General features: G+C 67.0%; 16 protein-coding genes. 5 read left to right on the plus strand and 11 right to left on the minus strand.

Going from position 1 to position 17,240, the window contains the following annotated elements:
- Positions 1 to 66 precede the first annotated feature (66 nt).
- Positions 67 to 759 (plus strand): transcriptional repressor LexA, encoded by a 693-nt coding sequence (lexA, locus tag ACP159_RS04820; RefSeq protein WP_425098500.1) that lies wholly within the window; start codon positions 67 to 69, stop codon positions 757 to 759.
- Here lexA and ACP159_RS04825 read toward each other — a convergent pair.
- Positions 753 to 2,819, minus strand: a complete 2,067-nt coding sequence (locus tag ACP159_RS04825; protein WP_425098501.1) for a ComEC/Rec2 family competence protein — start codon at positions 2,817 to 2,819, stop codon at positions 753 to 755. The two genes, lexA and ACP159_RS04825, sit on opposite strands and share 7 nt — an antisense overlap.
- A gap of 77 nt (positions 2,820 to 2,896) precedes the next feature.
- On the opposite strand from ACP159_RS04825, the gene gltX reads away from it, so the two are divergent.
- Positions 2,897 to 4,300 (plus strand): glutamate--tRNA ligase, encoded by a 1,404-nt coding sequence (gltX, locus tag ACP159_RS04830; protein WP_425098502.1) that lies wholly within the window; start codon positions 2,897 to 2,899, stop codon positions 4,298 to 4,300.
- 79 nt (positions 4,301 to 4,379) lie between these two features.
- Positions 4,380 to 5,675: a citrate synthase gene (gene gltA, locus ACP159_RS04835; RefSeq protein WP_425098503.1), complete on the plus strand. Its 1,296-nt coding sequence runs from the start codon at positions 4,380 to 4,382 to the stop codon at positions 5,673 to 5,675.
- Positions 5,676 to 5,907: 232 nt separating this feature from the next.
- Here gltA and ACP159_RS04840 read toward each other — a convergent pair whose 3' ends face one another.
- Positions 5,908 to 6,684 carry an enoyl-CoA hydratase-related protein gene (locus ACP159_RS04840; protein ID WP_425098504.1) on the minus strand — a complete coding sequence of 259 codons (777 nt, stop codon included), beginning with the start codon at positions 6,682 to 6,684 and terminating at the stop codon, positions 5,908 to 5,910.
- A 126-nt stretch (positions 6,685 to 6,810) separates the two neighbouring features.
- Between ACP159_RS04840 and ACP159_RS04845 the strand changes: the two genes are divergently transcribed.
- Entirely contained in the window at positions 6,811 to 7,176 is a 366-nt protein-coding gene (locus ACP159_RS04845; protein WP_425098505.1) for a bleomycin resistance protein, read from the plus strand.
- Positions 7,177 to 7,182: 6 nt separating this feature from the next.
- Here the strand turns inward: ACP159_RS04845 and ACP159_RS04850 are convergent, their stop codons facing one another.
- The 5 genes from ACP159_RS04850 to ACP159_RS04870 all read right to left on the minus strand — a co-directional run bounded on the left by ACP159_RS04850 (position 7,183) and on the right by ACP159_RS04870 (position 12,005).
- Positions 7,183 to 7,671, minus strand: a complete 489-nt coding sequence (locus tag ACP159_RS04850; protein ID WP_425098506.1) for a cytochrome c-type biogenesis protein — start codon at positions 7,669 to 7,671, stop codon at positions 7,183 to 7,185.
- Positions 7,668 to 9,635 (minus strand): heme lyase CcmF/NrfE family subunit, encoded by a 1,968-nt coding sequence (locus tag ACP159_RS04855; protein WP_425098507.1) that lies wholly within the window; start codon positions 9,633 to 9,635, stop codon positions 7,668 to 7,670. The genes ACP159_RS04850 and ACP159_RS04855 overlap by 4 nt, the downstream gene beginning before the upstream one ends.
- 153 nt (positions 9,636 to 9,788) lie before the next feature.
- Positions 9,789 to 10,568 carry a VPLPA-CTERM sorting domain-containing protein gene (locus ACP159_RS04860; RefSeq protein WP_425098508.1) on the minus strand — a complete coding sequence of 260 codons (780 nt, stop codon included), beginning with the start codon at positions 10,566 to 10,568 and terminating at the stop codon, positions 9,789 to 9,791.
- Positions 10,569 to 10,824: 256 nt separating this feature from the next.
- Positions 10,825 to 11,400: a holin family protein gene (locus tag ACP159_RS04865; RefSeq protein ID WP_425098509.1), complete on the minus strand. Its 576-nt coding sequence runs from the start codon at positions 11,398 to 11,400 to the stop codon at positions 10,825 to 10,827.
- Entirely contained in the window at positions 11,391 to 12,005 is a 615-nt protein-coding gene (locus ACP159_RS04870; RefSeq protein WP_425098510.1) for a holin-associated N-acetylmuramidase, read from the minus strand. The genes ACP159_RS04865 and ACP159_RS04870 overlap by 10 nt, the downstream gene beginning before the upstream one ends.
- 98 nt (positions 12,006 to 12,103) lie before the next feature.
- Here ACP159_RS04870 and ACP159_RS04875 point away from each other — a divergent pair, with 98 nt between their 5' ends.
- Positions 12,104 to 12,535, plus strand: a complete 432-nt coding sequence (locus tag ACP159_RS04875; RefSeq protein WP_425098511.1) for a cupin domain-containing protein — start codon at positions 12,104 to 12,106, stop codon at positions 12,533 to 12,535.
- Positions 12,536 to 12,602: 67 nt separating this feature from the next.
- On the opposite strand, the gene ACP159_RS04880 is transcribed toward ACP159_RS04875, so the two are convergent.
- From ACP159_RS04880 to zwf, 4 genes are all read right to left on the minus strand, one after another.
- Entirely contained in the window at positions 12,603 to 13,313 is a 711-nt protein-coding gene (locus tag ACP159_RS04880) for a PRC-barrel domain-containing protein (RefSeq protein WP_425098512.1), read from the minus strand.
- Between the two features lie 96 nt (positions 13,314 to 13,409).
- Positions 13,410 to 14,987 (minus strand): glucose-6-phosphate isomerase, encoded by a 1,578-nt coding sequence (pgi, locus tag ACP159_RS04885; RefSeq protein ID WP_425098513.1) that lies wholly within the window; start codon positions 14,985 to 14,987, stop codon positions 13,410 to 13,412.
- 6 nt (positions 14,988 to 14,993) lie between these two features.
- A complete protein-coding gene (gene pgl / locus ACP159_RS04890; protein ID WP_425098514.1) occupies positions 14,994 to 15,671 on the minus strand; it encodes a 6-phosphogluconolactonase in 678 nt (225 codons plus the stop codon).
- 67 nt (positions 15,672 to 15,738) lie between these two features.
- Complete coding sequence (zwf, locus tag ACP159_RS04895; protein WP_425098515.1) at positions 15,739 to 17,193, minus strand: glucose-6-phosphate dehydrogenase; 1,455 nt, start codon at positions 17,191 to 17,193, stop codon at positions 15,739 to 15,741.
- Between the last annotated feature and the right edge of the window lie 47 nt (positions 17,194 to 17,240).

Consider the following 17,240-nt stretch of genomic DNA (forward strand, 5'->3'; position numbering starts at 1 on the left):
GGGTTGACACAAAACGTGAACACGCGTAGAACAAAAGTTGACGAACATCCCAAGAAGGGGCCGGGCATGCTGACACGCAAACAACTCGATCTTTTGGAATTCATCAACAAGCGCATGATGCGCGACGGCGTTCCGCCGAGCTTCGACGAGATGAAGGACGCGCTCAACCTGCGCTCCAAGTCCGGCATCCACCGGCTCATCACGGCGCTGGAGGAGCGCGGCTTCATCCGCCGTCTGGCGCACCGGGCGCGGGCCATCGAGGTGGTCAAGCTGCCGGAAAGCCTGGGCTCCCGCCCCGCCGGGTTCACGCCGAAAATCATCGAGGGCGACCGCCCCGACCGCACGCCGCCACAGGCGCAACCCTTCGAAACGGAGGCGAACGCGCTGCCACTGCTGGGCCGCATCGCCGCCGGTGTGCCGATCGAGGCGATCAACGATCCCGCCCCGATGATCGGCGTGCCGCCGCAGATGCTCTCCGGGCGCGGGCGGCACTATGCGCTTGAGGTCAAAGGGGAATCGATGATCGAGGCCGGCATCAACGACGGCGACGTGGTGATCATCGCGGAAACCACTGTCGCGCAGGAGGGCGACATCGTCGTGGCGCAGGTCGAGGGCTATGAGGCCACGCTCAAGCGTTACCGCCGCAAGGGGGACATGATCACGCTGGAGGCCGCAAACCCGGCGTTCGAATCCCGCGTCCTGCCTGCGGGCAGCGTCTCGGTGCAGGGCAAGCTGGTCGGGCTGATCCGCACCTACTGAGCCTTGGCGACAGTGACAGGCGCGGGCTCCGGCCCGTGCCACAGCCTGTGCCCCGACACCTCCGCCGCCGTCACCACGCGCGGCCCCTCCTGCCGCATCCAGATCGCCACCGAACCCGTGCGGCGCAGCGAGACCGGATCGAACCGCAGGCACGGCCCGTCCAGCGCGAGGTCGACGCTGGCCACGACGATCTGCCCCGCCGTGCATCGCGTCCAGTCCGCCACCCCGCGCTTGCCCTGCAGGTGCACCACCTCGTAGGGGCCGATCTTCGCGCGGCTCTCCTTGCCCTGCGGCCCGGGCCAGAGCGCCGCCGCCCCGGCCTGCGACGTGCCGGCCCCGTCATTTTCCAGCCAGGTCTCCGCGATGAACCCCGCGCCGCTCTCCCGCGACAGGGCGCGGCCCTCTGTGGTCATCAGCCCGACAATCGCCCCGGTGTCGGCGATCAGGATCGCGGGGCGGTCGGACAGGGTCCAGATCACCGTACCCGCGATCATCGGCACCAGGCCAAGCCCCCGCCCCCGGCCCCGCCACAGGCACAGCACCAGCCCACCGAAGGCGATCAGCGGCAGCACGATGCGCGGCGGCGCGACCACGGGATTGACCGCCCCGGGCCAGCCCGCAACCGTATCCGCCACCCCGAGAATCCAGTCCAGCCCGAGGCCCATCACCGCCAGCGCGATCCAGTCCAGCCCGAGGGGCATGAGGACGGCGGCCAACACCGCCATCGGCATGACGATCAACCCCATGACCGGCACCGAGACGAGGTTGGCCAGCAAGCCATAGCTGGCCGACTGGTTGAAATGCGCCATGCCCACCGGCGCCGTCGCCAGCCCCGCCACCGCCGAGGAGACCACGAGGCCCAGCACCGGCCCGGTCCAGCGCGGCCAGTCGCGTCCGGCACGGCTCAGGTTGATCCATTCGAAGACCGCCACCAGCGCCGTGGTTGCGGCAAAGGACATCTGGAATCCCGGACCGAACAACGCTTCCGGGTGCAGCACCAGCACGATCAGCGCCGCCAGCGCCACCGCCCGCAGGCTGATCGCCCGCCGCTCCAGCATCACCGCCGTCAGCGCCACCGCCGCCATGACAAAGGCCCGCTCCGTCGCCACGTTGCCCCCCGACAGCAGGAGGTAGCCAAAGGCGGCCACCAGCGCCCCGCCCGCCGCCCATTTCTTCACCGGCGCGTGGTGCCTCAGGCGCGGGACCAGCAGAAGTCCAAACCGCAGCACGCCGAAGACGACCCCCGCGAGCAGCCCCATGTGCAGCCCGGAGATGGCCAGCAGATGCGCAAGGTTGCTGTCCCGGAGCGCCTGCAGCGTGCCCTGCGACATGGCGGAGCGGTCGCCGGTCATCACGGCGGCGGCAAAGGCCCCCGCTTCGCCGTCCAGCGCCGCCCGCACCCGGTCCGCCAGCGCCATCCGCGCCTTGAACACCCATTGCCCCGCCCCCGGCGGCTCCAGCAGCAAGACCGGGTTGCGGGTGTAGCCGATGGCGCCGATCCGCTGGAACCAGGCGTGGCGTTTGAAATCGAAGCCGCCGGGTTCAACCGCCCCGCCGGGAGCACTCAGGTGGCCGGTGAGGATGATCACCGCGCCGGGCTCCGGGTCGAGGAAGCCCTGATCGCCATGCAGCGAGACCCGCACGCGGGCCGGCGTCCGGCCCGGGTCCATGCGCTCCAGCACCACCCGGTCCAGCGTCAGCCGCACCGCGTCGGAGGCGGAGCGGTCGATGTCCACGATCCGCCCCTCGATGGCGCCGTAATAGCGGAAGTCCAGCACCGGCCCGGCGACCCAATGGGTCTTCAGCCCGGCAAGGCCGAACCCCGCCGCGACCAGAACCAGCGCCGAGACCAGCGGGCCGGAGATCACGCCGGCAAAGCGCAGCCAGACCAGCCAGGGCACGACTGCTGCGAGGCACAGCCCCAGCGCCAGCCCCGAGGGCTCGACCCGCAGCGCGAAATACAGCCCGATCCCGAGGCCGAGGCAGACCGGCGCCCAGGGAAAAAGAAAGCCGCGCTGCCCCAGCAGCACGCCCTCGAGCCATGAAAAGAACCCTGCCATCGCTTGCCCCGCATCGGGCGGGCCTTTAAGGAACGGCCCAAGCTACCCGCACCACCGTTATCAAAAGGTTAACCAAGATGACCGAAGTCGTGACCCGTTTCGCCCCCTCGCCCACGGGATACCTGCACATCGGCGGCGCTCGGACCGCTTTGTTCAACTGGCTGTTCGCCCGGGGACGCGGCGGCAAGTTCCTTCTGCGGATCGAGGATACGGACCTCGCCCGCTCGACGCCGGAGGCGACGGCGGCGATCCTGCGCGGCCTCGACTGGCTCGGCCTCGACTTCGACGGGGAGGCGGTGAGCCAGGCGGCAGGCGCGGCGCGGCACCGGGAGGTGGCGCTGGAGTTGCTGGCCAAGGGCGCGGCCTACAAGTGTTTCTCGACCCAGGAGGAGATCGAAGCCTTCCGCGAGCAGGCCCGCGAGGAGAAGCGCTCGACCCTGTTCCAGTCGCCCTGGCGCGATGCCGACCCGTCGACGCACCCGGACGCGCCCTACGCCATCCGCCTCAAGACCCCGACGGACGGCGAGACCGTGATCGACGACCAGGTGCAGGGCAAGGTCACGATCCGCAATGACCAGCTCGACGACATGATCCTGCTGCGCTCCGACGGCACGCCGGTCTACATGCTCGCCGTGGTGGTCGATGACCATGACATGGGCGTCACGCATGTGATCCGGGGTGACGACCACCTGAACAACGCGGCGCGGCAGATGGGCATCTATACCGCCATGGGCTGGGATGTGCCGGTCTGGGCGCATATCCCGCTGATCCACGGGCCGGACGGCAAAAAGCTGTCGAAGCGTCACGGGGCGCTCGGCGTGGAGGAATACCAGGCCATGGGCTATCCGGCCGCGGGCATGCGCAACTACCTGGCGCGGCTCGGCTGGAGCCACGGCGATGACGAATTCTTTACCGATGATCAGGCAAAGGAATGGTTCGACCTCGAAGGAATCGGCAAGGCGCCCGCCCGGCTGGACTTCAAGAAACTGGAAAACACCTGCGGCTTGCATATCGCCGCGGCGGAGGATGCTGCGCTGCTGCAAGAACTGGAGGCATTCCTTGACGTCACCGGCGCTCCGGCCCTGACCGAGGCGCAGCGAGACACCCTGTCGCGGGGCATGTACTGCCTCAAGGAACGCGCCAAGACCTTCCCGGAACTGCTTGAAAAAGGGCACTTTATCCTGACAGATACCCCTGTCGTCCCGGACGAGAAGGCTGCGAAGACACTCGATCCGGTATCCCGTGGTATACTGGCTACGTTGACGCCGCACTTGCAAAATGCTAGCTGGACGCGAGATGATCTGGAGGCGGTGATGAACCGCTTCGCCGAAGACGAGGGGACCAAGTTCGGAAAGCTGGCCGGGCCGCTGCGGGCGGCGCTGGCAGGCCGGACGACCACCCCGAGCGTCTTCGACATGATGCTGGTGCTGGGCCGGGACGAAACCCTCGCCCGCATCGAGGCGGCCGGCAGCGGGGCCTGAACCCCGGGCGGCCATGTGACTTAGACTGGCGCGGGCCTGAACGGCCCCGCCCCACCGTTTGAACGAAGGGATGACAAGCATGGCTGAACCGACAAAGACCGCAACGCTCACCATCGACGGCACGAGCTACGACCTGCCGGTGCACTCGCCGACCGCGGGCCCGGACGTGATCGACATCCGCAAGCTCTATGGCTCGGCGGGCGTGTTCACCTACGACCCGGGCTTCACCTCTACCGCCTCCTGCGACAGCACCATCACCTTCATCGACGGCGACGAGGGCGTGCTGCTGCACCGGGGCTATCCGATCGACCAGCTGGCGGCGAAATCGCATTACCTCGAAGTCTGCTTCCTGCTGCTCTACGGCTACCTGCCGAAGGCGGAGGAACTCGAGAACTTCGAGAACACCATCACCCGCCACACCATGATCCACGAGCAGATGCACAACTTCTTCCGCGGCTTCCGCCGCGATGCGCATCCGATGGCAACCATGGTTGGCGTGGTCGGCGCCATGTCCGCCTTCTACCATGACAGCACCGACATCGCCGACCCGCGCCAGCGCGAGATCGCCTCGCACCGGCTGATCGCCAAGATGCCGACGATCGCGGCGATGGCCTACAAGTACTCCATCGGCCAGCCTTTCGTGTACCCGCGCAACGATCTCGATTACGCGGCGAACTTCCTGCACATGTGCTTTGCGGTGCCGGCGGAAGAATACCATGTGAACCCGATCCTGAGCCGCGCCATGGACCGGATCTTCACCCTGCACGCCGACCACGAACAGAACGCCTCGACCTCCACGGTGCGTCTGGCCTCCTCCTCCGGTGCAAACCCGTTTGCCTGCATCGCCGCCGGCATCGCCTGCCTCTGGGGGCCGGCGCACGGCGGCGCGAACCAGGCCTGCCTGGAAATGCTCAAGGAAATCGGCTCGCCCGACCGCATCCCCGAGTTCATCGCCCGCGCCAAGGACAAGAACGATCCGTTCCGCCTGATGGGCTTCGGTCACCGCGTCTACAAGAACTTCGATCCCCGCGCGACGGTGATGAAGCAGTCGGCGGACGAGGTGCTCGACCTGCTCGGCGTCGAGAACAACCCGATCCTCGCCACCGCGAAGGAACTGGAGAAGCAGGCGCTGGCCGATCCCTACTTCGCCGAGAAGAAGTTGTTCCCGAACGTCGACTTCTACTCCGGCATCATCCTCGAGGCGATGGGCTTCCCGACCTCAATGTTCACCCCGATCTTCGCGCTCTCGCGCACGGTCGGCTGGGTGTCACAGTGGAAGGAGCAGCTCAACGATCCGCAGATGAAGATCGGCCGCCCGCGCCAGCTCTACATGGGCGAGACGCTGCGCGACTACGTGGATATCGAGAACCGCTGAACTCTTCGCTTCCCGGACACAGACGAAAGGGCCGCCCGGATCGGGCGGCCCTTTTTCGTGGCTGCTGCCCCTGCTTTGGGAGAGCGATTTCGCCCCGCTTGCGCGGGGCGACCAACGCGCGCCCTGCGGGCGCGCGTCAAAATTTTGCCGGAACAAAATTTTCCTTCGGGGGCTTTGCCCCCGGAGCCCCCAGGTATTTGGAGACCAGAGAAGACAGGGGGCCGTCCCGCCGTCAGTTGCCCTCGTAGGCCGCCGGGCGTTTTTCGAGGAAGGCCATGACACCCTCGCGGAAGTCGCGGGTCTTGCCGCATTCCCCCTGCAGTTTCGCTTCCACCGCCAGTTGCCCTTCGAGGTCCTTCTCGAAGGCGCCGCGCAGGGCTGTCTTGAGGTGGCTGTAGGCGGTCGTCGGACCCTTGGCCAGATGCGCGGCCCGGGCGCGCCAGTGGGCGTCGAACGCCTCGTCCGGAACGGCCTCCCAGATCATGCCCCACTCGTCCGCCTGCCGCGCGGTGATGCGGTCGGCAAAGAGGGCCGCGCCCATGGCCTTGGCGAGTCCGATCTGGCGGGGCAGCGCCCAGGTGCCGCCCGCGTCCGGGATCAGGCCGATCCGGGTGAAGGCCTGCATGAAGAAGGCGCTTTCTGTGGCGATGACCACGTCGCAGACGAGAGCAAGGTTCGCCCCTGCCCCGGCCGCCGCGCCGTTCACCGCGGCAATGACCGGCAGCGGGCAGTCGGTGATCGCCTTGAGCATCGGCACGTATTCGTCGCGCAGCACCCGCTCCAGATCGAGACTGTCGATGCTGCTGGCATCGCCGAGATCCTGCCCGGAGCAGAAGGCCGGGCCGTTCGCCGTCAGCACCACCACCCGCGCCGTCTTGCCCGCGCGGGTGATGGCGTCGGTCAGCTCCGCCCGCATCTGGGTGTTGAGCGCGTTCATCACGTCCGGCCGGTTCATCGCGATCACCGCGATGTCATCGGTCAGATCGAAGGTGATGGTCTCGTAGATCATGGCGGGGCTCCCCTGTTGGTCGGCGCCATCAAATACGCGCCAGCCTGGAAAGGCAAAGCGAAACGCCGCGTCACGCCGGCCTTCGGACAGCGTTGCCTTTTCCGGCGCACAGGATACCTTTGCGCCATGAGTTACAAACCCGATAGCTACACCGATCTCGCGCCGTACCTGCTGGTCGAGGACCCCTTGCAGGTGCTGGATTTCTGCGAAACCGTCTTCCGGGCCGAGCGCCTGCGGGTCATCATGGACGGCGCGCGCGTCATGCATGCGGAGTGCCGGATCGGCGATACCGTTCTGATGATGGGCGGGATGGCGGGCGCGGGGGCCATGCTGCATCTCTACCTGCCCGATCCCGAGGCCGCCTTCGCCCGCGCGCTGGAGGCCGGGGCCGAGGAAGTCCAGCCGATTATGGACAAGGGCGATGGCGATCTGCGCGGCGGATTCCGCACGCCCTGCGGGACGACGTGGTACGTGGCCCGGCAGATCGGCTAAGGCCGGTCAGCTCTTGAGAATTTCCTCGAGGCGCTTGCGTTCTTCCGCGCTCAGCCCGGCCTCCGTCACCGCCGGTGCCGTGGCGCGGCGGCGGAGGTAAGCGAAAGCGATGCCCATGGCGAGCACGAAGAGCAGCGGCCCCGCTGCCCAGAGCAGCGCGTTCCAGCCGCTGGAGGTGGGTTTGAGCAGGACGAACTCGCCGTAGCGGTCGACGATGAAGGCGACGACCTCCTCGTCCGTATCCCCGGCGGTGATGCGCTCGCGCACCAGCACCCGCAGGTCATGGGCCAGGGAGGCGTTGCTCTCGTCGATGCTCTCGTTCTGGCAGACGAGGCAGCGCAGCCCGGCGGAGATCTCCCGGGCGCGGGCTTCCTGCGCCGGATCGTCGAGCATCTCGTCCGGTTGGACCGCCAGCAGGGCGGTGGCCACCAGAGCCAGAAGCACCGCCAGAAGGTAGGGCGGGGCCATGCCCCGCATCCGTGCCAGCACAGTCATTCCGCCGGCACCCCCTGCACCGGGGCCGCCTTCCGCGCTCCCGCCGCGACGCGATACCGCCGGTCGGACAGGCTCAGCAGGCCGCCGAAGGCCATGATCAGGCAGCCGGCCCAGATCCAGTTGGCCAGCGGCTTGATGTAGGTCCGGATGACCCAGCCGCCGCCGTCCTGCGCGTCGCCGATCACCAAGTAGACGTCCCGCATGAAGCGGTAGTCGATGGCCGCCTCGGTGGTCGGCATCTTCGCCACCGGGTAGTTGCGCTTCTCCGGGTACAGCCGCGCGATCTCCGCCCCGTCCTGCCGAACGATCACGTCACCCTGCGTCGCGAACCAGTTCGGGCCCTGCACCCTCTGCACATCCACCAGCTCGATCTCGAACTGACCCACCGTGTAGGGCTCGCCCGGTTTGGCGACGCGGATGTCTTCCACGTCCCAGGCCATCAGCCCGGCGATGCCGAGCATGGTGATGCCGAGCCCCGCATGGGCCGTTGCCTTGCCCCATTCGGCCCGCGGCAGGCGCAGCAGGCGCGTGACATCGCGCGACTGCCCCAGACGCGACAGCAGGTCCGTGACCGCCCCCGCCACCAGCCAGGTCCCGAGGAACACGCCCACCGGGCCGAGCAGGCTGCGGTCCGACTGCATCGCCCAGACCAGCCCCGCCACCGCCACCGCCAGCACGAACGCCGGGACCAGCGCCTTGATCACGCGCCCGGCCTTGCCGCGCTTCCAGCCAATCATCGCGCCGACGGGCAGCAGCAGGCCGAGCATGATCATGAACGGCGGGAAGGCCATGTTGAAGAACGGCGCCCCGACGGAGAGCTTGCGGTCAAACGCCATCTCCGCGACCAGAGGCCAGAGCGTTCCGACGAAGACCACGAAGGAGGCCACCGCCAGCAGGATGTTGTTGGCGACGAGCGCACTTTCGCGGCTGACCACGCCGAAGACGCCCTTGGCCTCCATCACGTTGGCCCGCGCGGCAAAGAGCGTCAACGCCCCGCCGGTGAAGAACACGAGGATGCCGAGGATGAAGACGCCCCGCTCCGGGTCGTTGGCGAAGGCATGGACGGAGGTCAGCACGCCCGAGCGCACGATGAACGTGCCGATCAGCGAGAAGCCGAAGGCGATGATTGCCAGCAGCACGGTCCAGCTCTTCAACGCCTCGCGCTTTTCCACCACGATGGCGGAGTGCAACAGCGCCGCGGCGAAGAGCCAGGGCATGAAGGAAGCATTCTCCACCGGGTCCCAGAACCAGAACCCGCCCCAGCCCAGTTCGTAGTACGCCCACCAGGACCCCAGCGCGATGCCGATGGTCAGGAAGACCCATGCCGCCAACGTCCAGGGCCGGACCCAGCGGGCCCAGGCCGCGTCCACCCGGCCCTCGATCAGCGCCGCCACGGCAAAGCTGAAGCAGATCGAAAGCCCGACATAGCCGAGGTAGAGGAACGGCGGGTGAAAGGCCAATCCGGGGTCCTGCAGCAGCGGGTTGAGATCCGTGCCGTCCATCGGCGGAACACCCATGCGCAGGAAGGGGTTGGAGGTGAACAGCGTGAAGGCGAGGAAGGCGACCCCGATCGAGGCCTGCACCGAGAGCACCCGGGCCTTCAGCGACGGTGGCAGGTTGCCCCCGAACCAGGCCGCCATGGCCCCGAACAGCGCCAGGATCAGGCACCAGAGCAGCATGGAGCCCTCGTGGTTGCCCCAGACGCCGCTGACCTTGTAGAGCATCGGTTTCGCGGAATGGCTGTTGTTGTACACCAGTTGCAGCGAGAAATCGGACGTCACGAAGGCGTGGGTCAGCGCGGCGAAGGCGATGCCGACCAGCACGAACTGCGCCGTCGCGGCGGGCTCCGCAAGGGCCATCCACCCGGGCCTGTGCGTCGAGGCGCCGATCATTGGTACGATCATCTGAACCACCGCCACGAAGAGCGCGAGGATCAGGGCGAAATGTCCGAGTTCTGTTATCATGCCCCCCTTATAGGCGCGGTCCGGTGACAGGCCAAACGGAATTGACGCGCCGCCGCGTTCACATTGTCGCGGGCGCATGTCTCTTGACGGCAAAGGAAAAGGCCGCCCCGGAGCGCGGTGGCGACCTTCTGCCCTGTTGGAAGTCGCTGTCGCTCAAATCGCCCGCTTGCGCCGCCGCATCGCCGCGAGGCCGCCAAGCGCCCCGACCAGCAGCACCGCGCTCGCGGGCAGCGGCACGGCGGAGACCGTGCGCAGCGCGCTGGCGGTCGGGTCCTGGGTCGCCGTCAACACCCCGTATTGCGACCCGGCGATGCCGTAGCCGTACACGCTCATGTTGGTGCTGCGCAGAACCTGCGCATCGCCAAGCCAGGCCAGCGAGGTCGTCGCCAGTGTGCCGGGCGCAGTGAAATAGGTGGGGGTGGTGTTGTTGCCGCCGAAGCTGAATTGCACCTGGTTCAGGTCGATGATGCTGGCGCCGCCCTGGGCAGTGGTGAAACTCATCCCGTCGTTCTGATCGAGGTCAGGGCAGGCATATCTGTGCACGGAGAAGCAGGCCGGATCCCAAAGCGGATTGCGCCCGTCCACCACGTATCGGATGGTGAAGCTGTGCCGGTTCAGCGAGGCGGTGGAGAATTGCGCCTCCACCCAGTCGATGGGCGCCACGTCTGAGCCCTTGCGCAAATAGCCGGTCACACCCGAGCCCTGCCCGTAGAAGGTACTGGTATTGCCGTTGCCCGAGCCCTGCGTGGTCGGCACGATGGTGTCCGGATCGTAGGTAAAGCCAAAGGTCCAGGTGATCGGCGCGAGGATCGCACCGCCGCCGTAAGCCGAGCCGTAAGAGGCGGTGACGTCCATTTCGTAGGTGATCGGCAGGGCATCCGCCGTCTGTGTGAAACAAAGCGCCGCAAGCGCGGCCAGAGTAGTCCGAATCATTTGGTCCGCCGGTATCAAGTCATTGAATGTGCGACTGTCATCGCTGACGTGGCGCAATCCTGTCAACCGTTGTACGGGCGGTCCTTGCCGGACATCGCGCCACTCTGTGCGCCTCGTGCTGCTACTCCAGGCACATCTCAATCAACGATTGAACGTCCTTTGAGAGAACACGCCGAAAGGCCGCACCCCGGATGCGGAGCGCGGCCTCTGCCTCGCGTTTCAACGCATCGTAGGGCGGGGCTGTGCCCCGCACCCCTCACCGGCCGATGCGCCAGTCTTCCAACGCCGGGTTCGCGCCGCCGCCGTCACCTTCGTCCGGCGCGCCCGTGTCCGGCACCGCCGCAGCCCCCACCGATGGCGTCACATCCCGCAGCGCCTCCACGTCGCGCACGGTGCGCACCACCTGTGGCACCGCCGCCATGCTCGCCGCGATCTCGCGCTGGAAGTCCTGACCTTTCGCCTGATGGCGTGCGCCGAAGTAGAAGCTCACGATGGCTCCGAGCAGCCACCACAGCGGCTCCGGCACCAGCGCGATGCCCGCCATGCGGGCCGCGAACCAGACCGGGTCCACCATCGCGGCAACGAACATCCCCATCGTCCCCAGCGCCATCATGGGGCGCGGGATTCGGTTCAGCGCGTCCATCAGCCGGTCGAACCAGCCGCGCTGCACCAGTTGGAACTCGCGCCCGAACTGTTCCAGCGCCGCCGACTGGTACACGGCGCCCCGCGCGGCCTCGTTCTCGGCGTTGACGCGGAACACCTCCGCCGTCTGCGCCACCACGTTGCGGCCGTTGCCGAACAGCAGGCCGAACAGCCCGTCGATCATCCCCATACCGCCACCCGCGCCGCGAATTCCGCGTCCGTCATGTGATAGCGCGGCGAGATGAACTCCTCCGCCCGCTTGATCCAGCCGCCCTTGCCGCCTGCCCTTGTGCGGGCGTATTTGCGCGAGGCCGGACGGCGGTCCGCGATCCCGAAGTAGTAGTTGCGCCGGGCGATCCCGTAGGCATCCACCATGTGGCTCGGCGCCTTGGCAAAGGCCCGCGCGGCAGCAGCGATGGTGCGCGGCCCGATGGCCCCGTCCACGGTCACCGGCTCGTCCATGTCGTTCAGCAGCCGTTGCAGGATCTTCACCGCATTGCTGCCAGCGTTGACATACATGTCGAACACCGAGCCCTGCAGCGGCGCCGGCAGCTCCGCGATGCGCGGGCGCAGGAAATAGTGCTGGAGGAAGATCTCCACCGCCTGCTCCCGGCTCAGCCGCTTCACATCCGCCGCCGTCACCGTGCCATCGCCGTCCAGATCCAGCCCGAGACTGCGCATGGTGTGGATCGTGACGCCGTATTTCGTCGCCCCGCCCGGATCGTCGGGGTCATTGACATAGCCACCCTCACGGGCAACGATTTCCTCGGCCATCTGCCGAACGCTCTGTGCCATCCTGATGCCTCCTGCTCGAAGCGGTTTCGCGTGGCACAAGGATTCGGCAGAGGAGTTAACCAAGTTTGAGCACAGCGCCCGGTGCCCCCGGAGACAACATGAGCGACCCCCGACAAGCCGATGAGATCATTCGCCTTCTGGACCTTCAGCCGCATCCGGAGGGTGGCCATTACCGCCAGACATGGATCGCCCCGGACAAGGGACGACGCCCCGCCGGCACCTGCATCTATTTCCTGCTGAAGGCGGGAGAACGCAGCCACTGGCACCGCGTCGACGCCGCCGAAATCTGGCACTTCTACGCAGGTGCCCCGCTCATCCTGTCCCTGTCGGAGACCGCGCAAGGCCCCCGCACCGACCTCCCCCTCGGACCGGACCTCCTGTCAGGCCAGCGCCCGCAGATCATCGTCCCACCGCACCATTGGCAGGCCGCCCGCAGCACCGGCGACTGGACCCTCGTTGGCTGCACCGTCTCCCCCGCCTTCCGCTTCGAGGGTTTCGAGCTGGCCCCCGAAGGCTTCGACATCCCCTGAAACGCAAAACGCCCGGACCGAAGTCCGGGCGCAAAACTCGCTACGTGCCTTTGACGGGAACCTGGGGTCAGTTCCAGAAGCCTTCGTCAACGTTTTCGAGGCTCTTGAGTTCCTCCAGGCTGTACGGCGTCACGATGGCGTAGGACACGTCATCCACCGGCACCAGCTTGACGTTGTCGATCGGCAGCATCACGTGCTTGTCGCCAATGTCGAGGAAGCCGCCGACCTCGGCGATCACACCCTTGAACGAGCCGTCGGAGGCCAGGACGATGTCCTCGATCTCACCGACCTTGTCCCAGTTCTCGCCAACCGCGTCGAACATCAGGTCGCCGTCCCACACCATGTCGGTGCTTTCGGTCATGGTGTACACGGCGCCGTCGATCATGTCGCGGGCACGGATGTACTGCGCCATGTCGGTCACACCGTCGGTCATCTCGTCAGCGGTCTCGGCCATCTCGGTCGTGGCGTTGTCCATCGCGCCCTCAACGGCCTCGGCCCCTTCGGCCATCTCGGTTGCGGCCTTGTCCATCGCGCCTTCGACAGCCTCGGCCCCTTCGGCGATCTCCTGCTCCGCTGCGTCGGCGGCTTCGTCGATCTCCTGACCGGCTTCGGCCATCTCGTTCTGCGCTTCGTCGGCAAGGGTGGTGCCGTCGGCGGATTCGGACTGCTCCATCAGCAGCGGCTGGTTCGGGTCGTCGCTGGCATCCGAAGACTGCGCGACGGCAAAGGTCGGCACAACCATAAGGGCAGCGATGGCGGTCAGAGTGGTGCGTTTCATGATCAGAACTCCTTGCGTTCAGGATTTGAATCCACAACCAAGGCGCCCGGATTTCGTTCCGTGGGTCCGCGATATTTTTTCACGGACCCGTGTAGATCACCGATTTTCCTGCACAAAACCAATAAGCTGCGCGGTCGATCCATCCTTGCCCGCCACCGGAGCCTCGCCCGTGACCATCGGACCCAGCGCCGTCGCCAGTTCCTTCCCGAGCTCAACCCCCCATTGATCGTAGGAATTGATGTCGAGGATCACCCCCTCCACGAACACCCGATGTTCATAGAGCGCGATCAGCTTGCCGAGCGTCTCCGGATCGAGCTTCGGATAGACCAGCGTCGTGGACGGGCGGTTGCCCGGGAATACCCGGTGCTTCGCCTGCCGCTCCAGTTCCGCGCCCTCGAATTTGCCCGCGACCTTGCCCCGCGCCTCGTCCAGGTCCCGCCCGCGCATCAGCGCCTCGGACTGCGCGAGGCAGTTGGCGATCAGCAGGTCATGGTGATGCCGCAGCGCCGGCTCATGCCCGCTCGCGGCGACCATGAACTCGCACGGAATGACCCGCGTGCCCTGATGGATCAGCTGATAGAAGGCATGCTGGCCATTCGTGCCCGGCTCGCCCCAGACCACCGGCCCGCTGTCATACGGCAAATCGGTGCCATCCATGGCCACCCCCTTGCCGTTGCTCTCCATCTCCATCTGCTGCAGGTACGCCGGGAACCTTGCCAGCCGGTTATCATAAGGCAACACGGCCCGCGTCGCATGGCCAAGCCCCTGATTGTGCCAGATCCCCACCAACGCCAGCAGCACAGGCATGTTCTCCGCCAGAGGCGCGTCGACGAAATGCCGGTCCATGGCCTCCGCCCCGCGCAGGAAGGCGCGGAAGTTGTCCGGGCCGATGGCGATCATCAGCGACAGACCAATCGGCCCCCACATGCTGTAGCGCCCGCCGACCCAATCCTCGAAGCCGAGCACCCGTTCTTCGGGAATGCCGAACGCGCCCGCCTTCTCGACGTTGGACGACAGCGCGATGAACTTGCCCTCGGCGCTCACGCCCTTCTCCTGCAACCATGCCTTGGCCGTGGCCGCGTTGGTCATGGTTTCAATCGTCGTGAAGGTCTTCGACGCCACGATGAACACCGTATGCGCCGGGTCGCAGCGTTTCAGCGTATCGGCAATGTCCGCCCCATCCACGTTGGAGACGAAATGGCAGCGCGGCCCGTCATGGTAGGGCGCCAGCGCCAGAACGCCCATCGCCGGGCCGAGGTCCGAGCCGCCGATGCCGATATTGACCACGTCGGTCACATCGCTCTCCCGCACCGCATCCGCCAGCGCCTCCATCCGGCCCAGCGTCGCCAGCACCTCGGGCATCACGTCGACGCCGTCCACCAGCACCGGCCGCCCTTCGAGATTGCGCAGCGCCGTGTGCAGCACCGCCCGTCCCTCGGTCTCGTTGATCTTTTGCCCGGCGAACATCGCATCGCGCCGCGCCGCAACCTGCGCCGTGTCGGCCAGCGCCAGAAGCGCGTCCCGGATGCCCGCGTCCACCTGCGTCTTCGAGTAATCGAACAGCATCCCGAGCGCCGTCAGGCTGAACGCCTCCGCCCGGCCCGCGTCCGCGAACAGGTCCTCGATCCGGCGATCTCCGAGCCCTGCGGCCTTTTCCTTCAGTGTCCCGAACATGATCCCTCACTCCGCCCAGTGAACCACGGCGCCCGACAGCACCGCGTTGATCGGCGCTTCCAGCGCCGGTTTGCCCTTCGCCGAGTCCAGCGCCGCGCGTTTCTCGGCCCCGAAGATCAGCACGTGTTTCGCCAGCGCGCCGTTGAGCACCTCCGCCGTCAGCGTGATGCGCGGCTCCGGTGCGCCCGGAGCACGCATCGGCAGCAGCACCGGCGCGTCCGGACGCAACGCCTCCTCCAGCCGGTCCGCGCCGGGAAAGAGCGACGCCGTGTGCAGGTCCGCCCCCATCCCGAGCAGCACCACCGCAAGCGGCATGTTGGCCGCGATCGGCTCGGCCAGCGCCTCCAGCGCCCCTTCCGGCTCCGGATAAGGCGCGTAGAGCGGCAGATAGCCCGCCGCCGCCGCCCGCTCCACCAGGAGCCGCTCGCGCAGCAGCCGCGTGTTCGACCGCTCGTGATCCTCCGGCACCCAGCGCTCGTCCGTCAGCAACACATCGACCCGGTCCCAATCGAGCCGCGCCGCGCACAGATCGTCGAACACCGGCCCCGGCGAGGTGCCGCCCGGCACCGCAAAGGCCACCCGGTCGTTGTGCCGGAGCGCCGCCACGAGATCGCCCGTCAACCGCTGCGCCAGCGCGACGATCAGCTCCTCGCGGTCCTGATACCCGATGAATTCATAGCTCATGCCGACCTGTCTTTCCTTGTCGTCCCAGTCGCAAAACGCTCCGGTCCCCCGAAGCGTTTCCATGTCCTCACGTGCGGATGTCTCGCCACTTGCGACCGTCCCGGTGCAGCAGCATCAGCGCGTCGTCCGGCCCGGAGCTGCCCACGTCATATGGCTTCGGCACCTCGCCCCGCGCCTTCCACCCCTCGATGATCGGATCGGTCCAGGCCCAGGCCGCCTCCACCTCGTCGCCACGCATGAACAGCGTCTGGTTGCCCCGGATCACGTCCATGATCAGCCGCTCGTAGGCGTCCGGCACCTCCTCCGCATCCGGCCCCAGCGCATCGGCAAAACTCATGTCCAGCGGCACGTCCAGCAGACGCATCCCCCCCGGACCCGGCTCCTTGATCGTCACGCCAAGCTCCATGCCCTCGTTGGGCTGCAACCGGATGGTCAGAATATTGCGATGCCGCCCCGCGTCCGCCGGGAAGATCGAATGCGGCGCGTCCTTGAACACCACCGCGATCTCGCTCGCCCGCGACCGCAGCTTCTTGCCGGTGCGCAGGTAGATCGGGGTTCCCGCCCACCGCCAGTTCGACACATGCACCTTCATCGCGATGAAGCTCTCGGTAGTCGAGCGAGGATCGCCCGCATCCTCGCGATACCCCGGCAAATCGCCCTGCGCGTCATACTGCCCGCGCACGATGTGATGTGGCAGGACCGGGTCCAGCGCCCGGATCACCTTCAGCTTCTCGTCGCGCACCGCATCGGGCTCGAACCGCGCCGGCGGCTCCATGGCAATCAGGCACAGAAGCTGCATCAGGTGGTTCTGCACCATGTCCCGCATCGCGCCGGACTTGTCGTAATACTCGCCCCGGCCGCCGACACCAACGGTCTCCGCCACGGTGATCTGGATGTGATCGACGTATTGCGCGTTCCACAGCGGCTCGAACAGCACGTTGCCGAAGCGCACCGCCATCAGGTTCTGCACCGTTTCCTTGCCGAGATAATGGTCGATCCGGTAGATCTGGGTTTCGTGGAAATGCTCCGCCAGCGCCTTGTTCAGCGCCTTCGCCGAGGCGAGGTCATGGCCGAACGGCTTTTCCACCACCACCCGGCTCTCGTCATCGGCAAGGCCAAAGCTGCGCAGCCGCTCCGCGAGATCGCCGAACAGCGACGGGCCGACGGAGAAATAGAACGCCCGCACGACGCCCTCGCGCAGCCGCCCCTTCAGCGCCTCCCAGCCGCCGGTGCCCTTGGCGTCCACCGACTCGTAGAGGATCTTTTCAAGGAAGGCGTCCAGCGTGCCGTCCTCGCAGGCCCGCCCGCCGCCGAACTCCCGAATCGCTTCGGCGACCATCTCGCGGAAGCCCGCATCGTCCATGTCGGACCGGGCCGCGCCGATGATCCGCGCCTCGTCGGGCATCTGCCCGGAACAGAACCGCCGGAACAGCCCCGGCAGGATCTTGCGCCGCGCAAGATCGCCCGTGCCGCCGAAAATGACCAGATCGAACGGATCGACCGGAATGACGCGTGAAACCATGGCACGTTCCCTCACTTGCTGCGGGTCTGGGTACACCATCCGGCCCG

This window comes from Tropicibacter sp. S64, assembly GCF_049803835.1.
Lineage (GTDB): Bacteria > Pseudomonadota > Alphaproteobacteria > Rhodobacterales > Rhodobacteraceae > Pacificoceanicola.

Bases quoted from the DNA above. Each gene is read 5' to 3' on its own strand.
- ACP159_RS04845 (WP_425098505.1), top strand. From the start codon at position 6,811: ATGAGTTACAAACCCGATAGCTACACCGATCTCGCGCCGTACCTGCTG.
- ACP159_RS04825 (WP_425098501.1), bottom strand. From the start codon at position 2,819: ATGGCAGGGTTCTTTTCATGGCTCGAGGGCGTGCTGCTGGGGCAGCGC.
- gltX (WP_425098502.1), top strand. From the start codon at position 2,897: ATGACCGAAGTCGTGACCCGTTTCGCCCCCTCGCCCACGGGATACCTG.
- ACP159_RS04870 (WP_425098510.1), bottom strand. From the start codon at position 12,005: ATGGCACAGAGCGTTCGGCAGATGGCCGAGGAAATCGTTGCCCGTGAG.
- ACP159_RS04840 (WP_425098504.1), bottom strand. From the start codon at position 6,684: ATGATCTACGAGACCATCACCTTCGATCTGACCGATGACATCGCGGTG.
- ACP159_RS04875 (WP_425098511.1), top strand. From the start codon at position 12,104: ATGAGCGACCCCCGACAAGCCGATGAGATCATTCGCCTTCTGGACCTT.
- zwf (WP_425098515.1), bottom strand. From the start codon at position 17,193: ATGGTTTCACGCGTCATTCCGGTCGATCCGTTCGATCTGGTCATTTTC.
- ACP159_RS04860 (WP_425098508.1), bottom strand. From the start codon at position 10,568: ATGATTCGGACTACTCTGGCCGCGCTTGCGGCGCTTTGTTTCACACAG.
- lexA (WP_425098500.1), top strand. From the start codon at position 67: ATGCTGACACGCAAACAACTCGATCTTTTGGAATTCATCAACAAGCGC.
- pgi (WP_425098513.1), bottom strand. From the start codon at position 14,987: ATGTTCGGGACACTGAAGGAAAAGGCCGCAGGGCTCGGAGATCGCCGG.
- ACP159_RS04865 (WP_425098509.1), bottom strand. From the start codon at position 11,400: ATGGGGATGATCGACGGGCTGTTCGGCCTGCTGTTCGGCAACGGCCGC.
- ACP159_RS04850 (WP_425098506.1), bottom strand. From the start codon at position 7,671: ATGACTGTGCTGGCACGGATGCGGGGCATGGCCCCGCCCTACCTTCTG.
- pgl (WP_425098514.1), bottom strand. From the start codon at position 15,671: ATGAGCTATGAATTCATCGGGTATCAGGACCGCGAGGAGCTGATCGTC.
- gltA (WP_425098503.1), top strand. From the start codon at position 4,380: ATGGCTGAACCGACAAAGACCGCAACGCTCACCATCGACGGCACGAGC.
- ACP159_RS04855 (WP_425098507.1), bottom strand. From the start codon at position 9,635: ATGATAACAGAACTCGGACATTTCGCCCTGATCCTCGCGCTCTTCGTG.
- ACP159_RS04880 (WP_425098512.1), bottom strand. From the start codon at position 13,313: ATGAAACGCACCACTCTGACCGCCATCGCTGCCCTTATGGTTGTGCCG.